The sequence below is a fragment of the Clostridium beijerinckii HUN142 genome, assembly GCF_000621745.1.
Classification (GTDB): Bacteria; Bacillota; Clostridia; order Clostridiales; family Clostridiaceae; genus Clostridium; species Clostridium beijerinckii_A.
The window spans coordinates 1-26,159 of the sequence record NZ_JHXK01000025.1; the positions used below are offsets into that span (position 1 = coordinate 1).

Genomic DNA, 26,159 nt, shown 5'->3' on the forward strand with positions numbered 1-26,159 from the left:
AAAAGGAGTTCTATATGGTAAAATAAAGCCGACAACAACATAGTTGGAGGGATAATAAGTGGAAGAGATGATACCATATAAATGCTTAAAATGTGGGATAACAGAAAATATACCTAGGGAGGTTGTAGAATACTTTGATGAGATGGATCAAAGTAATATAGATGAACCGCCTTGTTTTTCATGCGAAAAATGCGGTGGCACTATGAGACCTAAAGAATACAAAGGGGTATACGGAAAAAAATATAAGCTATAATAAGAAAACCATAGGGAAATTAATCTCTATGGTTTTTAACTTAAAATATAATAAATTTCTCCGAAGGAGCGTGGCGCAGCCACTTTGTTCTATATAAAGTATGTACAAGCTATACAAAAGGGGTGATTAAATGTTGAAGAGTTGTTACAGGTGTGGGAGAGTACACGAGCATAGTTTTAAATGTCAGGCTATGAAAGTGCAAAGGATCAAGCCCAACACCATAGCAAATAAGTTCAGAAATACACAGGCATGGAAGAAGAAAAGGAAGATAGTATTTGATAGGGATAAAGGATTATGTCAGTTATGTATTAGAAACTTGTATGATACATATGGACGTATATATAATAACTCTATTGAAGTACATCACATAGAGCCGATTAATGAAAATTACGATTTAAGGTTGGAAGATTCCAACCTCATTTCTTTATGTACATATCATCATAAAAGAGCAGATCGGGGAGAGATATCAAGGGAAGTATTAAAAGATATAATTAAAAATAGGATTTATAAATAATAGTCTTTAAAATTTACATATTAATTGACACAAGTCAATAGAATTGTCTTAAAACGTATATTTATAGGCGTAAAAAGAATTATGCGTATAATATTTGCGCTTAATACCTGATTTTATACGTTTGGAGTAATATGTATTTACTTTGCATACATATAATGGCAATATAAGTATGTAATTAACTTAGTAATTAATATGTAGTAAAAATGGTAGAAAAGAGGAAAAAATATGAAACTTAAAAAAATTACAACAATCATGGCAATCGCATTAACGATTGCTGCAACAAGCACTACTTTTGGACAAGCAGTATACGCAGCAGAAAATTCAAACATTTCAGCTAGTACAAGTGTCTCGAAAAGTAATAAAATTGATTCCAACACAGTAATTACAGAAGATAATATATATGATGTTCTTGCATATTTAGGTGTAGACTCAAACAAGCTTATAAAAAATGATGTACCAAAAGGAAACAGTAATACAACTGTAGGCGAGGTACAAAAGGTAATTGAAAAATCAAAAAAAATGCCACATACAATTACACTTAAACCTGTAACTCATAAATCAAACAATACTAAAACCACATCAAATAATGTTAAGTTAGCTCTTGATGATGACGACGATACTCCTGTTGATTCTGTATACGTACATCGTAACCATAATCTTGGTGATGGTTATTCTGTGACATATTCATGCTCTGGACAATATAGACATGGACAATGGTGTGGTGCAACTGATGGAGATGCTAGTATAACTTCAATTGCTCCCCTTATGTCATATTCAATAACTGATAAAGACCTTTCTCTAAGTTATGATTCAGATACAATAACAATGGTACATTCTGTTACTATACAGGGTTCTTATGGTGTTGGTAAATTTTCAATCCCAGTAATTAGCGGTCTAGTAGTTACAGGAACAGATAATTTTAAAATAGAGGATTTCGTTTAATATAAATAAAAATTTAAATATAAAAATCACACACATATAAGGGGGGAAACTCCCTTATTTTTATATAATAAAAGTAATATATACAATTATTTTTTAAATTTGTAAAGTTAAACAAGACCACTTATAATAAAATACATGAACACTTTTCGTTTATTTTTATTAGTAATTTATTTAGGAGGGAGGAGTAAGTATGAACGAAAAAAGACCTTATATGGTAACATTCATTGGAGATGGGTACATTATTAGTGCTTTTTTGCTAACATTATCACTTTTTACAGACTATGTTGAACCATTACCTAATTATTTAAGGGTTCCTTTATCAGATATGATATTAAATGCATTAATTATTATAATTCTTTTAATAGCATGTTATGGATACTTAAAGCTAAAAAGATGGGGTTATTGGTTAATAGTAAGTGTTGAATTATATTATTTATTAGGATGGATTATTTCTTATAAACAAGTACCTATAATCACTATTATAGGCTTAATATTCATTTTACCAACAATAAAGTATTTTGGTGAAAAAACGGTTAAGTCACATTGTTCTAAATAAATTTGTGATATGTTTATATCCCCCCTATTTTGGGGGATTTTTTATTAAGGAGGCTGACACCACTAGCCCTCATTTAAACGCAAATTTTTCCCTAAATGAAATTTTAAGATAAGGATATCATTTTGACATAAAGTAAATTAACTAAATTATATATATACTAATGCTTTAGAATGGGGGATGATATTGATGAAATTAAAACCAGTAACGATGATAATAAACAAACTTATATTTATTGCTGGCATAATTGGGGTTATAACTATACTTTTTAATGTGAGATTATCTGCAAAAATGGAAACAATACTTTTAATATTTTTAATTATTGGTAGTATGTCCGAGTTTATAGAGACTCGAAAATTTAAAAAGTTAATTTATCCGTTAATTATAATTTACTTTCTAATATAAAAACCTATTATAAATAATTTTATTTATAATAGGTTTTTATATATTGGAGTAGATGTACTAAGTATTATTAGTGCTTTGATGATTTTATGTGATGAAGTTATAAATACTATCAAAGAAAAAAATACTAAGCTAAATAATAAATGATAAATTTCAAACGAATTTTCAAGAAAGGAGGGCGGATCATTTGGCAAGATCAAGCAAAAGCGTTGTGGTTAAGAGTAAGAATCTTATAAAAGTAATTTCTAAAATTTCATTTTACAGATTTTTTGCATATAGTTGAGGGCTGTGTGGTGTAGCAATTTATTAAGGGTTTTAACATGAAATAGGGGGGCTTAAAATAATGACAGTACATTAAGTACACTAATAGTACAGAAAGAATTTTGTGTACTATTGCTTTGAAGTAGCTCTATATCTAGGTTTATCTATTATAGTACATTAAGTACACTAAAAATGAATATTTAAAAAAATAAGAAATAATATATTTATAAATAAAAAAGAAAATTTTATGCTGAAATAAGTTTTACACCGTTTTTTACACCGTATAGAAAGGGAAAAGATAAAAGGAAAAGTACTCAAATAAAAAGGAAATGACAGTATAAAAGGCTTTAACAACAATATAAAAACATACGGGTGTAATTCTCTTATTTCCAGAAGTCGTGAGTTTAAATCTCATAAAGTGATATTTGTAATAAGAGTCGTAATTAACTTACACTAGTACTTTATTGGTAGAATATGCTACAATAAGGAAATAGATGTAGAAGAAATGCTCAAAGTAAATTATTATTTAGATATTAATATATATTATTTTATTGAGGCAGGTGAAATAAATGGAGATGAATCCAGGTCATATAGTAAAGTTTATAAGACAAAAAGAGTACACATATCAAAGGAAAGTTGGACGAGGTGGCACTGGGAAAGCTATTCTAGTAAAAGATGAAATTACAGGAATGAATTTTGTATGTAAAAAATATTCTCCCTATAATGCTGACAGGCAAAATGAGTATTTTCCTAGATTTATAGATGAGATAAAAATAATGTATTTATTATCGCACAAAAATATTGTGAGGATATATAATTATTTTTTATATCCCGAACATACTACTGGATATATTCTTATGGAAAATATTGAAGGAGAAGCCATCAATAACTATCTACTTTTTCAAAGTAATGAAGTTTTTGAAAGTATATTTATTCAGTTAATCGAAGGGTTTGAATATCTAGAACAGAATAAAGTATTGCATAGAGATATTAGAAATGAAAATATACTTATAACCAATGATGGAGTTGTTAAAATAATAGATTTTGGATTTGGAAAAAAGATTGAAATTGAATCTGAGAAAGAAGCAAGTATATTACTTAATTGGCCAGTGAGCGATTTTCCAGAAGAAATACATGACAGAAAGTATAATCATCAAACCGAAATATATTTTCTTGGAAAGTTATTTAACAAGTTGTTAGAGGATTATGATGTCTCTGGTTTTAAATATCAACATATAATTGACAAAATGATACTATCTAATCCAAAGAAACGAATTGAATCATTTTATGAAATTATGCAATGTCTTTCTGAAGATACATTTGTAGAAATAGATTTTACTGATTATGAAAAAGCTATTTATATAACTTTTGTAGAACAACTAATTTCTCATATAAAACTTATAAAGAATGAACTTAGTACTGTAAATGAACCTAAAGAAATAATTAATTCGTTGGAATCGGTAATTAAAAATTCTTTACTGGAACAAGTACTTCAAAATAATAATGATTTAATATCCTGTTTCATTGATTGTGGTTATACATATAGTACTAAAAAAGATATTAAGATTGAAACAATTAGAGATTTTTATGCATTTTTTAAAAAGTTAAGCAATACTAGACAAAACATATTAATTAGTAATATAGCAACGAGATTGAAGACAATAAAAACAGAATATGAAGAAGATGATGATATGCCATTTTAAATGAATAAAGTTTTCTGCTTTTATGTTCTATAATAATAAATGTTATGATAATTTAAATTAAAAGATACTTTTAAAAGACCAAGATGCTTATTTAATTCTTGGTCTTTTAAAGTTATGATAAACAAGAGGAAAGATTGTTTATTTTAAAATATAATAAATAGTTTCCCTTATCTTTCCCTTATGACTACAAAATATATATAAATATGATAAGTTACAAACAAATATAAAAGTACTTTTAACATTAGTATTTTAAAAGCACGGAAGGTATTCTGAGATACACATAGATATTAAAAAATACGGGCATATCATAATACAGAACTCGGCTATCACAAACAGTAAAATTCAACAACTATGCTGATAATAATATTAATGAATTTGATATTATTATCAGTTTTTTTGTGTTGGCAAATAAATTCATAAAATTAATCTAGGTTAATAATTCTTAAGGAATGTAGTAAAAATGATGTGTTGATGCAAAAATTGAAAATAAAATCTCGTTGTTGCAAAACAATAAAAAGGTTGTACTATAAAGCATCTTAATTTAATAGTACAGCAATTCAAAAAAATAAGTGGTGCAATTGATTTGAAAAGAATATGTAGCTATGTTGATATTTACTGATATTTTAATTTTATTTATATATCAGTAAATGCGCAAAGATACATAATTTTATAATTATTTTGTTACTTAATGAGTAAAATATGTTGCGTATTAAGTAAAAAATAAGTATAATATATTTGATTTGTAGATGTTTTACAAATATAAAATCACTGATGATTGGATAAGCATACAGGGGGTATAAGAAGTTTATATAGTGGATCTATTGTTGTAGTATGAATAAATGATTTATTTAATTTATATTTGCTTTGAATTATAATAATGTAACGATTTAAATTTAATAAAAATTGAAGTGTTGATGGTGCTTTTGGTAGTTTTTATCATGAGTTTTAGAATATATTACTCAAATATATGAGAAAATATATATGCGTAGGATAAATTAAATAATTAATAATGTACCATAAAAGACAACCGTATTAATAAACATTTAAATATTTCATATTACAAGATTATTCTCTGTGCTGAGTTCAAAAATTTATATCCAGTGAATATGTAGAATTTATTTTGAGCAATAGGATATTATTGAGAATATTTAAAAGGGATGTGATTAATATGGCAGTAAAAACTAACTGTAATAAAAATGGTACTAACTATTTTAGAGTAAGTGCTGTTTTAGGAACAGATAGCAAGGGAAAAAGAATACTTAAAGAGTTTTATGGCAAAAGCAAATCTGAGGCTGAGGAGAAGAAGAGAGAGTATCTGGAAGGTATAAAAAATGGATTAAATATAGATACGAAGCGAGTTCTTCTAGGAGAGTTAATACACACTTGGCTATTTGAGACTATTAGGGTTTCAGATAGAATAAAGCCTACTACGTTTGAAAAGTATGAGGGGTTATACAGGAATTATGTAAAAGACAGTCCTTTATATTCAATTAAATTATCAGAATTAAAAGCACTTCAAGTTCAAAGATATTATAACGGTTTATCAGACCTTGGAAAAAGCAGAAACCTTATTGAAAACATAAATAAACTCTTGAAACAATTTTTTAATTATGCAGTAGATGAGGGGTATTTAAGCAAGAATCCGTGCCTTGGTAAAAAGATAGTTATTCCAGGAGAAAAAAAGCCAAGAAAAGAAGTTCAGCATTTTAGTGATGAAGAAATAGAGATTTTATTATCCAACTTAAAGGATAATAGGTATAGGGAGTTAATACTATTATCACTTGGAACAGGATTAAGACGTGGAGAGCTTCTGGCATTAACTTGGGAAGATATTGATTTGAAGAATAAAATCGTAAAGGTTAATAAATCTTTAGCTAAGGTGTATATAATAGCAGGTGATGGTTCAAAGGAAAGAAAGCAAATAATTCAAGTACCAAAAACTCGAGGGTCAATAAGAGAAGTATCTTTTCCAGATAATCTAACATCAATATTTAAGGATATAAAGATGAAACAAAGAAGAGATAGATTAAAATGTGGAGAATCATATGAGGTATCTGATTATGTCTTTACAACCTCTTCTGGAAGCTTAATAGATGTAACAAATCTATCTCATGCATGGGAACATTTATTAAAGAAATGTAAATTACCACATAAAAAGTTTCATGCATTAAGACATACTTTTGCAACAAAGTTATTTGAAAACGAAGTAGCTCTAAAAACTGTTTCAGAACTTCTGGGGCATAGCTCTATAGATATGACTGCAAATACTTATACTCATGTTATTCCAAAACAAAAAAGTGATGCAGTTGAAAAATTAAATTATATATTTAATTTATAAAATATTTGCAGGTAATTTAAAAAAATAATAGTAAAACATAATAAAAAACTTAGTCGGGAAAATAGAAAAAACACCAACAATTTAGAACTCTAAATGCTGATGTTTTCTATAATGGTGACCCATAGGAGAATCGAACTCCTGATTTCACCGTGAGAGGGTGGCGTCTTAACCGCTTGACCAATGGGCCTCACAACAAATATTATTCTACACCCATTTATTTATTATGTCAACAACTTTTTTTCAATATATCCGTAAAAGAGGAAAGACTTAGAGAAGAGTGCTTAAAAATGTAAAAATAATTTGTTGCATTTTATACAAATCATAATTTTCTAAATATTTAAAAAACATACTTGTTTTTCGGTGAAAATCTGTTAAACTATTATATAGTTAGTAATTTAAATAGAGGTGTATATTTAAAATATACTCATCGCTCCTCTTGTATGATTTATTGATCATACGAAATTACGACTCCTTTTTAATATTTTGTGGGATATCCATTGAGATTTTATTGTTTATAAACAGTTTAATTTTGATGGGTATTATTTTTTATGATAAATGACTATATTTTATAATAAATTTACATTTAAAGTTCCAGTAAACCCAATGCTTAATTAAGACTAGACTGCAGAAAATTAATTGCAATATATGTTAACTAATAAGTTTAAAAGTAAGAAGAGGATTGTCAAAATAAAATTTGATAATCCTCTTTTTTAATTCATACTACTTGTTTAAGTTGCATTCCTTGAAACTATTATTTTGAAAGCCAATCCAATACAGCAGGATTTGCGCATGCTGAAGTTTCAGCGTCAATCTTAGTTACAAAGATAATATCTCCTCCATTAGCAACAGCGCTTACTTCATCAAATATTTCTTGTGCAGATAATGTATCTGTTTTTACAAAGAATCCTTCAGGCATAAATTGAGCCCATGAACCTAAAGATTTTATTTTTCCAGATATATTAGCGCCGCTGTTTGCGTGTTCATGAGAATGATCTTCTCCGCATCCACAGCCATCACCATGTTCATGAGAATGATCTTCTCCACATCCACAGTCATCACCATGTTCGTGATGATGGCCATGAGTATCACTTAAAAAATATGTAATCATATATGCTGACATTATTATATCAATCCCTTCTAGCTTTTCTATTTATATTAGGTTAACACGTTACATTTAAATTATACAGTAATATTGATAGTTGTAAATTATTTCTTTGAAAATGTTAAATGTGGTGAGTATTTCAGTAAGTGGAATAGTTAACTTTTATTTAAATATAATTATTAGTGGGGTGCTTGCAAAAAACAGATATTAATTCTATTTTTATGGCAATTAGAGAAGTGAAAATTTGATGTCAATTTTATTAATATAGAAACAAAACTTAACATAACGCATATAACATAATAAAGCAGAATATTATATCATATTTAAAATTATTTTAAGTTAGAGAAATCTTGTAGTTAAAGGAGGGACAAGTATATGGATTTTGCACAGTATATAACACAAAATGCTCTGATTTTGATTCCTGCTCTATATATTGTTGGCATGGTAATAAAAAATACAGAGAAAATTAACGATAAATATATTCCTATGATATTATTATTTCTAGGAATATTAGGGGCCGTGGGAATCATGGGCCCTAGTGTAGAATCAGTAATTCAAGGCATACTGGTAACTGGTGCTACAGTATATACTAATCAACTAATAAAACAAAGCTGCAAGAAAGAATGAAAATTTTAATTTACTATTAAAGATTTAATTACTACAATTTTGTGGCTGCCATATTATATTAAAATTATTTTGAGGTTTACTGCTGACAAGTAAATACTGTCAACAATAAACCTCATTTTAGTTGAATAAAATACAATAGTCCTATATAATTTAAAATACAATAAGAAATGATTTTTAGGTTCATATAAGGTTAAGTGTATATGATTAAAAGGGAAAGTGGTTAAAATCCACTACAGCCCCCGCTACTGTGATGGAAGACTAATCTCTAATGTATATATAAAAGTGCTAATTAATTCAAAGTGCGTGCTTTTAAATTATATACTGAAAAATCCACTGAGAAACTTTCTTGGGAAGGAAGAGAATTAGGATGAGGCCAAAGTCAGGAGACCTGCCTAGGAGTTTATAAAAATGCTATTCTTCGGAGGGAAGAAAACTTGCAAATAGCGGGATGTAGTGCAGTAAATCCTACATTCTTAATTTGTTATGTATTTCCTCCTTATCTAGCGATAAAGAGGATTTTTATATATTCCAAATTATAAATCTTATGAAATATTTATAAATTTATTAAATTGAGGTCTTTTTTAAGACAATTTTAGGAGGCAAATACATGAGGAAAGCTATTTTAGTAGTTAGTTTCGGAACAAGCCATTTAGAGGCGCTTAAGAATTCAATTGAAAAGATTGAAAATAAAATCAAAGAGGAATTCAAAGATTATGAAGTTTTTAGAGCTTTTACAGCTCATTTTATAATAAAGAAATTAAAGGCAAAGGATAATTTGGATATATTAACACCAGAAGAAGCCTTAGAAGATTTGAAATCTAGAGGATTTGAAGAAGTTATAGTGCAGCCGCTTCATCTAATTCCAGGAGAAGAATTTGATTACATCAAAGGCGTCGTAGAGCAAAGAAAAAATGATTTTAAAGATCTTAAGCTTGGAAGACCGATATTCTTTTATCAAGGAATGAATGGATTGCCAGAAGATTATTCTTTATTTATTGAGAGTATTAAAGATGTTTTTAAAGATGAGGAAAGCATAATATTGTTTGGCCACGGTACAGAACATCCATCTAATGCAGTCTATGGAATGCTGCAAACTGTTTTAGTAGATGAAGATTATGAGAATGTTTTTGTGGCAACTGTAGAAGGATATCCAACAGTTGAAAATGTAATAAAGAAGTTAAAGAAAAAAGGAATAAATAAGACAAAACTTGTTCCTCTATTACTTGTGGCAGGTGATCATGTAAAGAATGATATGGCATCAGATGAAGATGATTCTTTAAAGACTAGGCTTCAAAAAGAAGGAATTGAAGTTAAGTTACATATGCACGGTCTTGGAGAGCTTGATAAATTTGATGGACTTTATATAAATAGAATTTATGACTCAATTGAGAATAAATATATAAACGCTGGAAGGACTAAAAAACTTAGATAATCTAATTTTTACAGTCGCAAAATTCTTTGCATGTTAGTTAGGCAGAGTTTAAAAGTTTTGCGAATACAGAAAGGAAAATAATATGAGGTCTATAATTATATCTTCGAATTGCAGCGGAGGCGGAAAAACTACTTTTACTCTTGGTCTTATGAAAGTACTTAAAAGTAGAAATTTTCATGTACAAGGTTATAAGGTAGGGCCGGATTATATAGATACAGCATTTCATAAAGCAGTCACAGGAATAGCTTCAAGAAATCTTGATACTTTCTTAATGGGTGAAGAAGGTGTGAAAAAAAGTTTTCAAAAAGGTTCTGGAAATATTGGTATAATAGAAGGTGTTATGGGATTATATGACGGAATTGGAGCAAGTGAAAAAGCTTCCACTTATCATGTTTCAAAACTTTTAGGAAATATGCCGATAGTGCTAGTGTTGTCTCCTAAGGGGCAAAGTGCAAGCATATGCGCTGAAATTAGTGGTTTTAAAAATTATAAGGATGCTAATATTGTTGGGGTCGTATTAAATTCTGTAAGTGAAAAATATTATAATTTATTAAAGTACGCAATAGAAAAGAATTGCAATATAAAAGTTTTTGGATATATTCCTAAAACGCCAGAAATAGCATTAAGCACCAGGCATTTAGGGCTTGTTCAGAGTATGGAAATTCTTGATCTTGAAGAAAAATTAAATATATGTGAAAATTTAATGGAAAAGTATGTAGATATAGATGGAATTATAAATGCAACTCAAGAGTATAAAATAAGTATAGATGGTGATCTTAATAATTCTTTTAAAGCAGATGATAAACAAAAAAGTTTTGAAAGTTTAAAAGAAGAATCTAAAAATAGAAATTTTAAAATAGGAGTGGCTTTAGATAAGGCGTTCAGTTTCTATTATAAAGATAATTTGGAAGCTTTAGAAAACTTGGGTGAGGTAGTTTATTTTAGTCCAATCAATGATAAAGAATTGCCACAAAACTTAGATTTTTTATATATAGGTGGAGGATATCCAGAAGTATTTAAAAAGCAATTGGAAAACAATTATTTTATGCGAAAAAGCATTAAAGAAGCCTTAGATAGCGGCTTGAGATGTTATGCAGAATGCGGTGGACTCATGTATCTTACAGAATCAATAGATGGATCAGAAATGGTTGGTTTTTTCCATGGCAATAGCACAATGACTAATAAGCTTCAGAATTTTGGTTACTGTAAGGTTAAGATAGATAACAAATGCTTTGATAATAGGAATTTAGAAGATAATGAATTTGAAGTTAATGCCCATGAATTTCATAAGTCAAAGGTAGAGTTAGATGAGGACAACGTATATGATGTAGAAAAAACTTTATATAATGGGGAAGTATTAAAGTGGCAATGCGGATACTTTAAAAATAATACATTAGGAGGATATGCCCATATAAACTTTCTTGGAAATGAAGAATTGTTAAAAGCGTTGGTTAACTTTCTATAGAAGATGTAATATAAATAAGAAAATATGGTAGATTTGTGGGGGGAGCGTAATGAAAAAACATAGTATACTTCTCAGTATAAGCATTATAATTATTATTGTTTTAGCTTTTGGTGGTTGTATTTATATGAATATAAATGGCTTGCCTTGGAAGATCAAGGAAACAGAAGTGTTTACACAGACGTATTTAAGCAAAAAGTACCCAGATTTAAAATGTAAAATTAATAGAGCTTACTATAATTCAAAATCTGGGAAGTATTTATGTAATGTTAGTACTGAAGAAGATACCCCAGTAACATTTCGAGTGACAATGCTTAATAAAGACAGTGGTGAAGATAATTATCTTGAAAGCAAGGTTAATCTTGAGGCGAAAAATATGGTTACAAGCTTAATTGAAGAAAATGAACCTAGCATAAAGATAAAACAAATTTCAGTATTAGAAGATGCTGGAGCCAATGCAGATAGTAAGAGTTATGATAAGTACACAAGTTTTATACCAGGAGATTCATATCCTCTAAAAATAGATATAAGATGGGAAAGCGATGAAGTTTCTTTAGAAGCTTTTGTAGATAAAGTATTGAGAATTAGAGAAAATTTAAAAAATAGAGATATAGCAGTATGCGGTCTTGATGTTATTGATGATACAAATAACTATGGTATTGATTTATCAGGAAGAGAAGTGAATGGGAAAAAAGAAGGCAACTATAATTTTACAAAGGATCAGATTATAGACGATAAAATAGCTTATGAAATGGAAAAGTAAATTATTAATGGATTTATTAAACTTGGAAAGAGGTGAGTTTGGTGAGGTGTTTGTTAAACCCCTCGCTAAAAATATATGGAATATTTAAAAAATCCTATGGGAATTGAAGAAAAAAGTTTTGAGATTATTGGTAACGAAATGGGATCACATTCATTTAGTGAAGAAGAACTGCTTATAGTTAAAAGAACTATTCACACTACTGCAGACTTTGAATATAAAGATTTGGTAGAAATAAGTGAAACAGCAATTGAAACTGCAAAAGGTATTTTTAAACAAGGTGCAAAGATCTATACGGATACTAATATGGCCTTAAACGGGATTAATAAAATGGCGCTAGCTAAAACTAATAGTGAAGTCATCTGCTATGTGAATGAAGAAATAGTTCATAAAGAAGCAAAGGAAAAAAATATTACTAGAAGCATGGCAGCGGTTGAAAAAGCTTGCATGGATAATGTGGATATATTCGTTTTTGGTAATGCACCAACAGCACTTTTTAGGCTTAAAGAGTTAATAAAAGAAGGAAAGGCAAAACCAAAGCTTATAATAGCGGCGCCAGTAGGGTTTGTTGGAGCTGCAGAAAGTAAGGAAAATATGGATGAGCTTAATATACCTTACATAAGAATTAGAGGAAGAAAAGGTGGAAGCACTGTTGCAGCAGCAATAGTGAATGCGCTTATGTACATGGTGGTTTCAAGATAATTTAATTTGTTAGATTAAAGATAGTTAAAAAGTTAATGATGTCAGGAGGTGATTTTTATGTTTGAAATGTACGTTGATGTAGATGGAAAAAGGTTAAGGTGTGGATATACGACAGGTTCTTGTAGTGCTGGGGCAGCAAAAGCAGCAACAATTATCTTATTTAATAAAGAGAAAAATCTTAATGAAATAGAGATTGCAACTCCTAAAGGAATTGATGTAACGATGCCTATAGAATCAATAGAAAAATTTGATGATTATGTTGAGTGTACTATTTTAAAAGATGGCGGAGATGATCCTGATAACACTCATGGAATAGAAATAAAGGCTAGGGTTAAAAAGATCAAGCCAATAGATAATAAAATATTTCAAGATGAAGACTTGCAAAAGTTTGATAGTGTTTTAGTTGAAGATAGCAGAGCAGAAAAAGAAGATGAGTTAGAAAGAGTAGTGCTTAAAGGCGGAACAGGAGTTGGAATTGTCACTAAGGATGGGCTTTTTATTCCTAAAGGACAAGCGGCTATTAACCCTGTTCCTAGAAAGATGATAAAAGAAGAAGTATTAAAAGTGTTACCGCCTGGAGAAAGAGTTGAAGTTATAATTTCAGTGCCTCAAGGAGAAAAAGTAGCAAAAAAGACTTTTAATCCTAGGCTTGGGATTGAAGGTGGGATTTCTATTCTTGGGACAACTGGAATTGTATATCCTATGTCAGAAGATGCACTTAAAGCTTCCATAAAGATAGAAATTACCCAAAAAGCAATAAATAATGAAAGATTAGTTTTAACTTTCGGAAATTTAGGCGATAATTATTGTAAGGAACTTGGGTTTAAACAGGAAGAAGTGGTAACATGTTCAAATTTTATAGGATTTGCATTAGAGACTTGTGTTTCATGTAAAGTTAAGTCTATTATAATAGTTGGACATATAGGAAAGATGAGTAAAATAGCTTATGGATGTTTCAATACTCATAGTAAGGTCAATGGAGTGAGGCTTGAAGTTATTGCATTAGAACTTGCGCTTCTTGGATATGATATGTCACTTGTAAAAAGAGTGCTTGAGGAAAAGACATGTGAAGGTGCAGTTAAAATGCTTGGAGATGGATATGACAAACTCTATGAAAATATTGGAAATAAAGTAGTTCAAAAAATTAAAGAGCATGTTTATGGAGAGCTAGAAGTTGACGCTGTAATGTATTATGGGGCATCAAATCCGATTTTATTATGGAAGTCCATTAAGGATAATTAGTAATAAAATTCAATATAAATTTTAGGATAATTCATTAGATTATGGATTGTGTAAAATATTTTAGGGATTAATATTAAAAAATTAATTAAGCTTTCATAGGGGGACACAAAAATGATTTATATTGTAGGGCTTGGTCCAGGACACAAGGATTACATTATGCCTAAGGCCTTGGAAATATTAAAAAAATCTAATATAATAATAGGCTTTAAAAGAGCATTGGATTCCTTAGAGTTTGTAGATAATAAAAAATTATATATAAATAAGCTAAGTGATATTAACGAATATATATGTGATGAGAAAAATAGAAGTATGATTATTTCAATTGTTGCATCTGGTGATCCAACTTTTTATGGGATAACAAATTATATAAAAAGTAAAGCAACTTTAGAATTTCAAGTAATACCAGGAATAAGTTCTTTTCAATATCTGACATGTAAATTAAATATGTCATGGAATAATGCGTACATAGGAAGTTTACATGGAAGGAAAGAAGACTTTTTGAATGTGGTTAATAATCATGACTTAAGTATTTGGCTTACAGATAAAGAGAATAATCCTGCTATGTTATGTGGAATTTTACATGAAGAAAAAGTTAGGTGCAAAGTTGTGATAGGGGAAAATTTATCCTATGAAGATGAAGTTATAACTAATGGAAAGCCAGAGGAATTTATGAATAAAGCATATGATTCATTAAGTGTTTTTATAGTAGATAAAGCCAATCAAAAGAATATATAGTAATTTTTGTGTACTGTTAAAGTTTGATTAATACCTGAAATAGAGGAGGAAATTTTCATGGTTTTTATAAAAGATGAAGAATTTATCAGAGGAAACTGCCCAATGACAAAAGAAGACATAAGAATACTTTCAATTGCAAAAATGAATTTAGAAGATAAGTCTTTAGTTTTAGATGTGGGAAGTGGTACAGGAAGTATTACAGTTCAAGCTGCTAAAATTGCAAAAGAAGGTAAGGTACTTGCAATAGAAAAAAATTATGAAGCATATGAAATCACAGAAACTAATGTGCAAAAGTTTGAATGTGATAATGTAAAGATTTTAAATAAAGAAGCAAGTAGAGTGTTGGATACTTTGATTTTTCAAGGTTTAAAATTTGATTCTATATTCATTGGAGGAAGCAGTGGGCATTTAGAAGAAATATTGCTTAAGGTAAATGCGATTGTAGTAAAAAAAGGAACAATAGTTATGAATTTTATTACCTTAGACAATGCATACAGAGCAATTGAGGTTATGAAGAAACTAGATTATAAAATAGAAATTTCACTAGTTAATATAAGTAAAAACCGTGAAGATACTTTAATGATGATAGCTAATAATCCAATATATATAATTCAATGTATAAGAAATTAATTAGAAATTAATTAGAAATAATTGAATATAAGTTTTAAAGATAAAATAATACATAATTGTTATAATGAAAATATGTAAATAAAGATAATATGATATTGGTAACTAGAATTAAAATAATAAGAAGATATACATATATGTAGTTACTTAGGAAGAGAGGAATTATAAAATGGCAACATTATACGGAATAGGGGTAGGACCTGGAGATACTGAGCTTTTAACTGTAAAGGCAGTAAGAACAATAGAGAGGTGTCAAGTTGTAGTTGCACCATCTGCTACTGAAGGAGGAGAAAGCATTGCACTTGAGACAGCTAAGGAATATATAAAACCAGGTACTGAAGTCATTGTGAAGCATTTTCCGATGGGAAAGAAAGACAGAGTAATAAAAGCATTGGAAGCTTATGAATTTATAGAAGCAAGGCTTAAGGAAGGAAAGGATGTTGCGTTTTTAACCATTGGAGATCCGTATATTTACAGTACATACAGTCATATGTTAAAGCACGTTAGAGATTGTGGATTTGATGTTCAAACAATTCCTGGAATAACATCTTTTTGTGCGGCTGCGAGCTTAGTTAATAGAACTTTAGTTGTAGGTGACGAGAAGCTAGTGGTTATGCCGGTTACTAAAGTCAAAGAAATAACAGATGAGAAGTTTATTGTAATAATGAAAGTATACAAGCACGAAGAGGAAGTTATAGATATATTAGAGGAAAAAGGCTTTGATTATGTTTACGCAAGTAGAGTTGGCAGAGAAGGGGAAACAGTTTTAACTGAGAGAGAAGAAATATTAAAACTTAGAGATTATATGTCTTTAATAATAGCAAGCAGGGAATAAATATAATAAAAAGTTAATTAACTTAATATTAAAAAAGGAGTGTTTTAAGTATGGTTTATTTTATAGGAGCAGGTCCTGGAGCAGCGGATTTAATAACTGTTAGAGGTCGTGATTTATTAGAGAGAGCAGATGTTGTAATATATGCAGGTTCTTTAGTTTCAAAAGAGCACTTAGAATATTGCAGACCAGATGTTCAAATTTATAATTCTGCTAATATGACTTTAGAGGATGTAATGGAAATAATGACGATGGAAGAACAAATGGGCAAGTTGGTTGTAAGGTTGCATACAGGTGATCCATCAATTTATGGAGCTATAAGAGAACAAATGGTTGAACTTGACAGGGTTAGTGTACCTTATGAAGTTGTTCCTGGTGTAAGTTCATTTACAGGCGCAGCAGCAGCTATAAATAGAGAATTTACATTACCAGGGGTATCACAAACTGTCATTTTAACAAGGATTGAGGGAAGAACTCCTGTTCCAGCAAATGAGGATCTTGAAACATTGGCATCTATTGGAGCATCAATGGCTATATTTTTATCTATTTCAATGATAGACAAAGTTGTTGAAAAACTTAGAAAAGGGTATAAAAAGAATGTTCCAATAGCTGTAGTCGAAAGAGCTACATGGCCTGATCAAAGAGTAATCATGGGAACTCTTGATGATATAGCAGAAAAAGTTAAGGAAAATAATATTACTAAATGTGCTCAAATATTAGTTGGAGATTTTATTGATAGCGATTTTGAAAAAAGCTTGTTATATGATAAGAGCTTTTCGCATATGTTCAGAGACGCTGAGGATACAAGTAATGAATCCAAATAATAAAGGTATATCTACAAAGTCTTCAAATGAGGAGATAAATTCATTTAGCAAAAATATAAGTATAATTTGTCCGTCTCCTAAAGGGAAAGAAATAGCTTTGAAGCTTCAAGAAAGCTTGAATGTAAGAATATATATAAAAGAAAATAATCCATCACACGATCATATTAATAGCGGAAAGTCAGAAATAAGCACTTTCATATATGGTGAAGACTTCAGTTTAAATACTATTACAAAAGAAGCTATGAATAATTCAGAAGGTATTATATTTATATCTTCAACAGGAATTGCAGTAAGAGCAATAGCTCCATTTCTTAAAGGTAAGGATAAAGATCCGGGAGTTGTAGTAGTTGATCTATCGTCTAAATATGCAATAAATATATTAAGCGGACATTTAGGTGGAGGCAATGAGCTTACTTTTAAAGTATCGGAAATTTTACATTCTATGCCGATTATAACTACAGCAAGTGATAATTTAGGATTGATTGCCCCAGATATTTTTGCTAAAGAAAATAATCTAATTATTGAAGATTTAAAAAAGGCCAAATATATTGCAGCGCTTTTAATTGATAAAAAAGTAATTGGAATTAAAGATGATTATAATACAATTGAAATTAGCAATGGATACGAAAAAATACAGTGCTTAAGAGAGGACTGTATTTGGATAACTCATTGCTTAAAAAACGGCAATAATGAAGAGGATGAAAAAATTGATTATTCTAGGATACTTAGACTTATAAAAAAAGATATAGTTTTAGGTATTGGTTGTAGAAAAGATACAACTTATGAAAAATTATATGACTTTGTAAATACAAATTTAATAAAATATAATTTAGATATAAGAGCGGTGTCAGGCATTGTTTCTGTAGATATTAAAGCTAATGAAGAAGGTATTATCAAATTAGCGGAAAAAATTAATTGTCCATTCAAAACTTTTAGTAAAGAAGAAATAAAAATCGTTCAAGATAAATATGATAAAAGTGAATTTGTATTTAAGACACTCGGAGTAACTGGAGTTTGTGAGCCTTGTGTTGATCTTGCCGGTGCAGAGGTTATTATAAGTAAAATAAAGCATGAAGGTATGACTCTGGCTATAGGAGTACTTAAAAACAGATTGGAATAAATTCTAAAATCCAGCCCTAAGGTTTATATATTGGAAAAGTATGCTATAATATAGCTGATAAAGCATTTATTTTAAAAAGTAGGGGAGAGAAAATATGACGATTTTGGACATGCTAAATAAAATGAATGAGAATAATAAATTAATGGCTAAATCATTAGAAATTATTAAAGATAACTATACAAGTTTAGTAAATGATAACTATGAATTGACTCTTGATGAAAATAGGGAATTAACTGTAAAGATTCCTAGCCTTGAAAGAAGAAATGAATATGTATATAAAAGCGTGGCTGAGTATTCTTATCCCTTAATTATGTGCATGAGAATCATAGAAAGTAGTAATGTTGAAAGATATAACTATATGTTGTCTAAATTCATGGATTTATATAGAGATAAATTGGATTTATTATTTAAGGATGTACATATCGTTGATACATTAAAGGCGAAAATAGTAAAAACCAAAGATAGGATAGATTATGTAACATATTATTCTATTGCTACAGGTGCTATTGGTGCAGTATTATTGATTATATTTAACTTTACTAATAATGTAAAGAATGTGATTACAATAGGAATTATAGTTTTTTTTATTCTTGCACTAGTTATGCAGATTACAAAAGAAAGCCAAGTGAAAAAAATAGTTGATGCATATATAAGTTTAATAAAAACAGAATGGTATCAAAAAGAATTAACTAAACAATATACATATCTTTGCAATTTTATAGAATAATATAAATTCATTTTCATTAACTAAATGTTGTATACTAAAAAACTTACTAAAAATTTATTTAGTAAGTTTTTTGCTTTAAGTTTTGATCCTAATTTATATTAATGATTCTAAGAAGAAAAAATATTACTCAGCATGATTAAACATTTTTTCTTAGAGATGATGATTCAACAAATACGAATTTATCTGGTCTATGACGAGATTCGGTATATTCAAAAAGTTTACCGGAATCAGTATAAGCATATGTTTTTACGACAGCAACACAATCATATGTACCTAAATCTAAAAATCTTTTATCTAATTCTGTTGCATGTTCAACAACAATAATTTTTTTTGAAGCAAGAATCTTTGTATTTAAATCTTTTTCAATATATTCATACACGGAATTTTGAGCAATTTCTATAGTTAAATCTTTTGCTACATCTGCACTAAAATAATTTACATCAAGGATAATAGGTTCATTATCATAAAATCTTATTCTATGAAGATGATATACTTCTGTATCTAATTTTAAAGCTGTTATTCTTGATAAGGATTCATCTATAGTTATTTTTGAGAAATGCACAACACTAGTAGTGAATTTCTTTCTTGTATGTAATTCCTGTAATCCAAGTAGATTTCCAATAGGAAGTTCTATTGATTCTCTGCTTTCTAATATGATTACGCCCTTACCTTTAACGCTTTTAACATATCCGTCTTTGCTCAATTCATTAATTGCTCTTCTAACAGTATTTCTACTACATTTAAACTTATCAACTAGTTCCATTTCAGTAGGAAGCATCATAGAACTATCATACTTACCATTATCTATATTACTTTTTAATATGTGATATATATCTTTAAATTTTACATTAGGCAAAGTTAACACTCCCTTAAGTTATCTTGAGGTATATATGTGACAGTCGAATTTCGACATTGATATAGGTTTCAATGAATATATTATACTTTATTTCTTTTAATAAGTTAACTAAATAATTGAAGTGGAGTAATGAATTACTTAGTGTAACTTAAAGATGTAGATAATGTTTATTTAATTTATATCAACATAATTTGGATTTTACATACATAAGACTACATAGAATTTATAAAATTGAACTTGATTTGATAAATTAGCAGAAGGATAAAAATTCTGAAATTTGAATAGGTTATTTGAACAAATTTAAAATGTGTTTAAACATATTTTAAATTTGATTTATATGATGTATTGGCTTAAATACTATGTATTAAACATTTTCAAAAAATTTGTTTAAACAAATTTTTAAAATATTATTGACTATATGTTTAAAATAGATTATGATGATATTGTAAACATTTAAATGTTAGGTTTAATATAAAATTTATTAATTAATTGTTCAATTGGACTAATACAAAACAAAATTGTATTAATATTCATGAACTTATTCTTTAAAGTAATAAAAATCAAATTGGAGGTTTTAATAATGGGGAAATTTCAAAATGATGCAAAAGAACTATTAAAGCTAGTTGGTGGAAAAGAAAACATCTCAGCAGTTACACATTGTGTTACTAGAATGAGATTTGTATTAAACGATCCAAGTAAAGCTGGCGTAAGTGAAATTGAGAAATTAAAAAGTGTAAAAGGAACATTTACACAAGCAGGACAGTTCCAAGTTATAATTGGTAATGAAGTATCAACATTTTATAATGACTTTATAGCAGTTTCAGGAATAGATGGAGTAAGTAAAGATGCAGTAAAAGATGTTGCTAAAAACAATATGACTTTTATACAAAAACTTATGGCAAATATAGCAGAAATATTTTCGCCACTTATTCCAGCAATCATCGTTGGAGGTTTGATTTTAGGATTTAGAAATGTTATAGGAGATATGAAATTATTAGAAGGCGGAACAAAATCTTTAGTTGAAGTATCTCAGTTCTGGGCTGGGACAAACAGTTTCTTATGGTTAATTGGAGAAGCTATATTCCACTTCCTACCAGTAGGTATTACATGGTCAATTACAAAGAAAATGGGGACAACCCAAATTCTTGGTATAGTTTTAGGTATTACATTAGTTTCACCACAACTTTTAAATGCATATGCAGTGGCAGGTACACCAGCTGATAAAATTCCATTCTGGGATTTTGGATTTGCACATGTAAACATGATTGGATATCAAGCACAAGTTATACCAGCTATACTTGCAGGTTTTGCATTAGTATTTCTTGAAAGAGGTGCAAGAAAGATAAGTCCAGCATCAATATCAATGATAGTTGTACCATTCTTTGCTTTAGTACCAGCTGTTTTAATAGCTCATATTGTTATAGGGCCTATAGGCTGGGCAATTGGTGCAGCTATTTCAAAAGTAGTATATGGTGGACTTACATCTTCATTTGGTATGATTTTTGCAGCGATCTTTGGATTCCTTTATGCACCACTTGTTATTACAGGACTTCACCACATGACAAATGCAATAGATCTTCAATTAATGGCACAATTTGGAGGAACATCACTTTGGCCAATGATAGCTTTATCTAATATCGCACAAGGTTCAGCAGTTTTAGCTATGATATATTTACAAAGAAAGAATCAAGAAGCTCAAGAAGTTAATGTACCAGCTTGTATTTCAGCTTACCTTGGAGTTACTGAACCAGCAATGTTTGGTGTTAACTTAAAGCATGGATTCCCATTCTTCTGTGGAATGGCAGGATCAGCAATAGCAGCAATAATTTCAGTTGGAAGTGGCGTAATGGCAAACTCAATCGGTGTTGGAGGACTTCCAGGTATATTATCAATAAAACCAGCGTTCATGATGATATTTGCATTAGCAATGCTTGTAGCAGTAGTAGTACCATTTGTTCTTACAGTAATTGTAGGGAAAAAGAAAGCAATAAGCTAGGATAGGAAGGAAGAAATTATGAAGGATTTTAAGAAAAGTACTATTTATCAAATATATCCTAAATCATTTTATGATACAAACGGCGATGGAATTGGAGATTTAAACGGAGTAATAGAAAAATTAGATTATTTGAAAAATTTGGGTATAGATTATATATGGCTTACTCCTTTTTATCCTTCTCCTCAAGTAGATAACGGATATGATATCTCTGATTACTATAATATTGACCCAAGCTTTGGGACATTAGAAGATTTTGAAACCTTAGTACAAGAAGCAGAAAAAAGGGATATATATGTAATGCTTGATATGGTACTTAATCATACATCAACAGAACATGAATGGTTCAAAAAAGCTATAAGCGGAGATAGAAAATATAAAGATTTCTATATATTTAAAGAATCGGAAAAAGATAAACCGCCTACAAATTGGGAATCTAAATTTGGTGGAAATGCATGGGAATATGTAGAAAAGTTTGATGAGTATTACCTACATCTTTTTGATAGAACTCAGGCAGATTTGAATTGGGATAATGAAGAAGTTAGAAATGAGATTTATGATGTTGTTAACTTTTGGCTTAAAAAAGGTGTCAAAGGATTAAGATTTGACGTTATAAATTTAATTTCAAAACCAGAAAAGTTTGAAAGCGATACAGAAGGGGATGGAAGAAGATTCTATACAGATGGTCCTAAGATTCATGACTATCTCCACGAGCTTAATGAAAATACCTATGGAAAATATGAAGATATTATAACTGTGGGAGAAATGTCATCAACTTCTCTTGAGAATTGTATAAGATATTCTAATCCAGAAGAAAAAGAATTATCAATGGTATTTAATTTTCACCATTTAAAAGTTGATTACTATAAAGGCGATAAATGGACTGTTATGGATTTTGACTTTATGAAGTTGAAGGCGTTATTTAAAACTTGGCAAGAAGAAATTCAAAATGGGTGGAATGCTCTGTTTTGGTGTAATCATGATCAGCCTAGAATAGTTTCTAGGTTTGGAAATGATAAAGAATATTTAAAAGAAAGTGCTAAAATGCTGGCAACCACAATTCACATGATTAGAGGGACCCCATATGTATATCAAGGTGAAGAGATTGGAATGACAAACCCATATTTCGATAGCATAGAGAAGTATAGAGATGTAGAATCTATAAATTATTATAATATTTTAAAAGAGCAAGGAAAATCTGAAGAAGAGATATTGAAGATTTTAAAGGTAAAGTCTCGTGACAATTCTAGAACTCCAGTACAATGGGATGATAGTGAAAATGCCGGATTTACTAAAGGTGAACCATGGATACCTGTTAGTAGTGAATATAAAAGAATAAATGTTGAACAAGCATTAAAGGATGAAGATTCGATTTTCTATCATTATCAAAAGCTAATAAGGTTGAGAAAAGATTATGAAGTGATTTCAAATGGAAGTATAAAGTTCATTCTTGAAGAAGATAATAAGGTACTTTCATATGTAAGAACTTTAGGTGACGCTACAGTACTTGTCATAAATAATTTTTATGGAGAAAGCACAAAAGTAGAGATTCCAGATGAATATGCAAATAAAAGTGCTAAGAGTAAAATATTAATATCAAATTATAAAGATAGTAGTGTATTAAATAAAGAGTTAAATTTAAGGCCATTTGAATCAATTGTATATCATATATAGATATCCCAATTTATAATTAGACTTATGTGATAACTTACCGAAATCATAAATATTTTGATTCCGAAAAGCTATGAAAATATCGCTGAAGGTTCTAAGCAGCAGGTTGTATCCACTTTAGCATGCTCCAACTTTCAGTTTGACAAGCTAAAATGGAACAATCTACGGCTAAAAACCTTTAACAGCTCATTTTCAAATGTTTTCTTCATATTATGACCCTTGTGGTTACAAATATATTTATGATTTCTAGTGAAGATATTAAATTAAAGTTTTAGGAACTTTGTGAATATGTTCATCTAATAAGTCTAATTCTTAAAATGTTCATCTATAGAAAATCAGGAACTTTAAAAGTATACGATATATAGAAATAACAGTAGCAACTGCTCAGCAAATGGGCGGTTGTTACTTTTTTGTACAGAAATTTATTGGAGCTTCCAGTGTTAATACGTGAGTTTATAATCTTTTATGTGCGTAGTTTATATATAGGTAGAGAAAATATGAAGTTAAAGTTAGTTATATTAATATTTAATGAAGAGGCTGGTGGTTTTAGAAGATAAGTCTTGTAAGAATAGGAATTAATATAAAAGCTATATTAATATATCTTATGAATTAGTATAATAATTAAATAAGATATATTATTAAGAAGGAAGGTGGATTAGCTCTGGGTATACTATTAAAGTTATTAAAGTATGCTGCAGACTAAAATGAAATTATGAATGAGAAGATTAGTACTATAATAAATGAAATGATAAAATACTATGCAAAAGATCCAAGAAGGGTTAATCACTTTTTAAAAGTGTTTTCTTTTGCAAAATCTATAGGGGAACTTGAAAATATAGATAAGAAGACTCAGGAAATTTTAGAAGTAGCTGCAGTAATGCATGATATAGGGATAAAAATTAGTGAAGAAAAATATAATTCTTCTGCTGGAAATTATCAGGAACTCGAAGGACCTCCGGTTGCAAAGGAAATGCTTTCAAAATTTAATTTTAGTGAAGAATTTATTGAAAGAGTATGCTATTTAATTGGGCATCATCATACATATAGCAAAATCGATGGTATTGATTATCAAATATTAATAGAAGCTGATTTTTTAGTTAACATTTATGAGGATGAAATAAAAACTCCCCAAATTGAAATTATTAAAGAAAAGTATTTTAAGACAAAAACGGGAAAGGATTTCTTAGTTAATTTGTATTTGTAATAATTGATAAGATAAGATCATTTAAGAAATATTTACAAAATATGATGCAATAAATGATTGACATATTCATATTATGTAGTAAATTTGTTAATAAAACAATTAAGGGAATGATAATTGTGAATCTTTGCTATATAATAAAAAGTTTTAGTCAAATAGATTTACTAAGAAAATTCGCAAAGAGTAATATTAATATAATTGGTATTAACTCTATTTCTGAGTTGAAAGATGATTATTTATTAGTAATATCTAATAAAGATAGTGAGTTTAATGAAGTGATGAAAAAGTCAACAAATGCTTTTGTGTGGGAAGAATTATATAATGATTTCTATAATTATTCTTTAGAGAGATATATGGCCAATTATGATTTTTATCACTTAAAGTATTCCTTAAAAAGAGCAATAAAACCTGATAATGAAGCGATTGTAGTAGGGTCATCATATGCCTTATTTGGAATTGAAGAGAGTGTATTAAATTTTCCGTGTGTTAACTTGGCATTAGCATCCCAAGACATTTATTACGCGTCTGTAATTGGAAAGTATGTGATTAGTCAAAATAATAATATAAAAAGGATATTTATTGGAACTGGTTATTATTCATTTTATAATGATTTATCACTTAGCCAAGGTGGCGAGTTGATGCGTTTAACGGACGTATATTATCCGATTTTTAAGGACAAGCATAATTGCAAGGAATTACCCAATAATAATGTGCAGAGTTTATTTAAATATGAAATTTTTGATGTGGAACAAGTATTAGACTTCTTTTCTAATAAATTTTTTGAAGAATCTAATGGTAAGTATTTTACAGAGACAAGAGATAGGTTCAAATCAAGAATAGTTTTTAGAGAAACAAAGGATGGTAAATGGTTTGAACTCAATGATAGTTTAAAGGAAAAATCAGCATATGAAAGAGCTGATTCGCACAATAAGGCTATTATGTATATGGATTCATATAAAGAGAATATTGATATTATGAATTCGTTTGTGTCTTTTTGCAATGAGAGAAACGTTAAAATCTATCTAATTGCATTTCCAGGTACGAAATTTTATGAAAAGTATCTTTTGAAAGAGTACAAGGAATCTTATGCATCAGCTTTAAGTTTAATTAATGGAGAAATAAGATTTATTGATTTTGACGAGTTTTGTGCATTTGATGATAAAGATTTTGTAGACATGGATCATTTAGACGAAGGCGGTGCAGTCAAAGTTTCATGGATTATAAATAATCTTACCTGACAGATAAAATATTAATTAGAGAATTTTAGGATCATATTCTGA

26 protein-coding genes, 1 tRNA gene and 1 riboswitch are annotated in these 26,159 nt (G+C 29.0%); of the genes, 24 read left to right on the forward strand and 3 right to left on the reverse strand.

Going from position 1 to position 26,159, the window contains the following annotated elements; genetic code table 11:
- Positions 1 to 67: 67 nt before the first annotated feature.
- From T483_RS0112555 to T483_RS0112590, 7 genes are all read left to right on the forward strand, one after another.
- The gene (locus T483_RS0112555) at positions 68 to 253 is read left to right on the forward strand and encodes a hypothetical protein (protein ID WP_242841860.1); all 186 of its coding nucleotides are present in this window, start codon (positions 68 to 70) and stop codon (positions 251 to 253) included.
- Between the two features lie 130 nt (positions 254 to 383).
- Positions 384 to 767 (forward strand): HNH endonuclease, encoded by a 384-nt coding sequence (locus T483_RS0112560; protein WP_026887169.1) that lies wholly within the window; start codon positions 384 to 386, stop codon positions 765 to 767.
- A gap of 225 nt (positions 768 to 992) precedes the next feature.
- The gene (locus T483_RS0112565; protein WP_026887170.1) at positions 993 to 1,709 is read left to right on the forward strand and encodes a hypothetical protein; all 717 of its coding nucleotides are present in this window, start codon (positions 993 to 995) and stop codon (positions 1,707 to 1,709) included.
- 190 nt (positions 1,710 to 1,899) lie between these two features.
- Complete coding sequence (locus T483_RS0112570) at positions 1,900 to 2,265, forward strand: hypothetical protein (protein ID WP_026887171.1); 366 nt, start codon at positions 1,900 to 1,902, stop codon at positions 2,263 to 2,265.
- A gap of 186 nt (positions 2,266 to 2,451) precedes the next feature.
- Positions 2,452 to 2,667 (forward strand): hypothetical protein, encoded by a 216-nt coding sequence (locus tag T483_RS30140; protein ID WP_026887172.1) that lies wholly within the window; start codon positions 2,452 to 2,454, stop codon positions 2,665 to 2,667.
- 827 nt (positions 2,668 to 3,494) lie between these two features.
- On the forward strand, positions 3,495 to 4,628 hold the full coding sequence (locus T483_RS0112585; protein ID WP_026887173.1) for a protein kinase family protein: 1,134 nt from the start codon (positions 3,495 to 3,497) through the stop codon (positions 4,626 to 4,628).
- Between the two features lie 1,168 nt (positions 4,629 to 5,796).
- On the forward strand, positions 5,797 to 6,966 hold the full coding sequence (locus tag T483_RS0112590) for a tyrosine-type recombinase/integrase (protein WP_026887174.1): 1,170 nt from the start codon (positions 5,797 to 5,799) through the stop codon (positions 6,964 to 6,966).
- A gap of 112 nt (positions 6,967 to 7,078) precedes the next feature.
- On the opposite strand, the gene T483_RS0112595 is transcribed toward T483_RS0112590, so the two are convergent.
- Together T483_RS0112595 and T483_RS0112600 are read right to left on the reverse strand one after the other, a co-directional pair.
- Positions 7,079 to 7,153, reverse strand: a tRNA-Glu gene (locus tag T483_RS0112595).
- 564 nt (positions 7,154 to 7,717) lie between these two features.
- A complete protein-coding gene (locus T483_RS0112600; protein ID WP_026887175.1) occupies positions 7,718 to 8,086 on the reverse strand; it encodes a hypothetical protein in 369 nt (122 codons plus the stop codon).
- A 357-nt stretch (positions 8,087 to 8,443) separates the two neighbouring features.
- Here T483_RS0112600 and T483_RS0112605 point away from each other — a divergent pair, with 357 nt between their 5' ends.
- The 12 genes from T483_RS0112605 to T483_RS0112665 all read left to right on the forward strand — a co-directional run bounded on the left by T483_RS0112605 (position 8,444) and on the right by T483_RS0112665 (position 19,158).
- Positions 8,444 to 8,695 carry a phage holin family protein gene (locus T483_RS0112605; RefSeq protein ID WP_012058524.1) on the forward strand — a complete coding sequence of 84 codons (252 nt, stop codon included), beginning with the start codon at positions 8,444 to 8,446 and terminating at the stop codon, positions 8,693 to 8,695.
- A 159-nt stretch (positions 8,696 to 8,854) separates the two neighbouring features.
- A riboswitch (cobalamin riboswitch) is annotated at positions 8,855 to 9,105 on the forward strand.
- 197 nt (positions 9,106 to 9,302) lie between these two features.
- On the forward strand, positions 9,303 to 10,127 hold the full coding sequence (locus tag T483_RS0112610) for a sirohydrochlorin cobaltochelatase (RefSeq protein WP_026887176.1): 825 nt from the start codon (positions 9,303 to 9,305) through the stop codon (positions 10,125 to 10,127).
- A gap of 82 nt (positions 10,128 to 10,209) precedes the next feature.
- A complete protein-coding gene (locus T483_RS0112615) occupies positions 10,210 to 11,592 on the forward strand; it encodes a cobyrinate a,c-diamide synthase (RefSeq protein WP_026887177.1) in 1,383 nt (460 codons plus the stop codon).
- Between the two features lie 49 nt (positions 11,593 to 11,641).
- A complete protein-coding gene (locus tag T483_RS0112620) occupies positions 11,642 to 12,352 on the forward strand; it encodes a hypothetical protein (RefSeq protein ID WP_026887178.1) in 711 nt (236 codons plus the stop codon).
- Positions 12,353 to 12,427: 75 nt separating this feature from the next.
- A complete protein-coding gene (locus T483_RS0112630; protein ID WP_026887179.1) occupies positions 12,428 to 13,051 on the forward strand; it encodes a precorrin-8X methylmutase in 624 nt (207 codons plus the stop codon).
- A gap of 57 nt (positions 13,052 to 13,108) precedes the next feature.
- On the forward strand, positions 13,109 to 14,293 hold the full coding sequence (cbiD, locus tag T483_RS0112635; protein WP_026887180.1) for a cobalt-precorrin-5B (C(1))-methyltransferase CbiD: 1,185 nt from the start codon (positions 13,109 to 13,111) through the stop codon (positions 14,291 to 14,293).
- Positions 14,294 to 14,404: 111 nt separating this feature from the next.
- On the forward strand, positions 14,405 to 15,028 hold the full coding sequence (gene cbiE, locus T483_RS0112640; protein ID WP_026887181.1) for a precorrin-6y C5,15-methyltransferase (decarboxylating) subunit CbiE: 624 nt from the start codon (positions 14,405 to 14,407) through the stop codon (positions 15,026 to 15,028).
- Positions 15,029 to 15,085: 57 nt separating this feature from the next.
- Positions 15,086 to 15,658, forward strand: a complete 573-nt coding sequence (cbiT, locus tag T483_RS0112645; protein ID WP_026887182.1) for a precorrin-6Y C5,15-methyltransferase (decarboxylating) subunit CbiT — start codon at positions 15,086 to 15,088, stop codon at positions 15,656 to 15,658.
- A gap of 166 nt (positions 15,659 to 15,824) precedes the next feature.
- Complete coding sequence (locus T483_RS0112650) at positions 15,825 to 16,490, forward strand: cobalt-factor II C(20)-methyltransferase (RefSeq protein ID WP_026887183.1); 666 nt, start codon at positions 15,825 to 15,827, stop codon at positions 16,488 to 16,490.
- A 50-nt stretch (positions 16,491 to 16,540) separates the two neighbouring features.
- Positions 16,541 to 17,311, forward strand: coding sequence for a precorrin-4 C(11)-methyltransferase (gene cobM, locus T483_RS0112655; protein WP_026887184.1), 771 nt, complete (start codon positions 16,541 to 16,543; stop codon positions 17,309 to 17,311).
- A complete protein-coding gene (gene cbiG, locus T483_RS0112660) occupies positions 17,298 to 18,431 on the forward strand; it encodes a cobalt-precorrin 5A hydrolase (protein ID WP_035790156.1) in 1,134 nt (377 codons plus the stop codon). Before cobM ends, cbiG begins: the two co-directional genes overlap by 14 nt.
- A gap of 94 nt (positions 18,432 to 18,525) precedes the next feature.
- Entirely contained in the window at positions 18,526 to 19,158 is a 633-nt protein-coding gene (locus tag T483_RS0112665) for a hypothetical protein (RefSeq protein WP_026887186.1), read from the forward strand.
- Positions 19,159 to 19,294: 136 nt separating this feature from the next.
- Here the strand turns inward: T483_RS0112665 and T483_RS0112670 are convergent, their stop codons facing one another.
- Positions 19,295 to 20,014 (reverse strand): UTRA domain-containing protein, encoded by a 720-nt coding sequence (locus T483_RS0112670; RefSeq protein ID WP_026887187.1) that lies wholly within the window; start codon positions 20,012 to 20,014, stop codon positions 19,295 to 19,297.
- Positions 20,015 to 20,594: 580 nt separating this feature from the next.
- Here T483_RS0112670 and treP point away from each other — a divergent pair.
- From treP to T483_RS0112690, 5 genes are all read left to right on the forward strand, one after another.
- Entirely contained in the window at positions 20,595 to 22,010 is a 1,416-nt protein-coding gene (treP, locus tag T483_RS0112675; RefSeq protein ID WP_026887188.1) for a PTS system trehalose-specific EIIBC component, read from the forward strand.
- An 18-nt stretch (positions 22,011 to 22,028) separates the two neighbouring features.
- The gene (gene treC, locus T483_RS0112680; RefSeq protein WP_026887189.1) at positions 22,029 to 23,681 is read left to right on the forward strand and encodes an alpha,alpha-phosphotrehalase; all 1,653 of its coding nucleotides are present in this window, start codon (positions 22,029 to 22,031) and stop codon (positions 23,679 to 23,681) included.
- 407 nt (positions 23,682 to 24,088) lie between these two features.
- Complete coding sequence (locus T483_RS31020) at positions 24,089 to 24,235, forward strand: hypothetical protein (RefSeq protein ID WP_155268478.1); 147 nt, start codon at positions 24,089 to 24,091, stop codon at positions 24,233 to 24,235.
- A 155-nt stretch (positions 24,236 to 24,390) separates the two neighbouring features.
- On the forward strand, positions 24,391 to 24,882 hold the full coding sequence (locus T483_RS0112685; protein WP_026887190.1) for an HD domain-containing protein: 492 nt from the start codon (positions 24,391 to 24,393) through the stop codon (positions 24,880 to 24,882).
- Positions 24,883 to 24,935: 53 nt separating this feature from the next.
- Positions 24,936 to 26,117 carry a hypothetical protein gene (locus T483_RS0112690; protein ID WP_242841857.1) on the forward strand — a complete coding sequence of 394 codons (1,182 nt, stop codon included), beginning with the start codon at positions 24,936 to 24,938 and terminating at the stop codon, positions 26,115 to 26,117.
- Positions 26,118 to 26,159 lie beyond the last annotated feature (42 nt).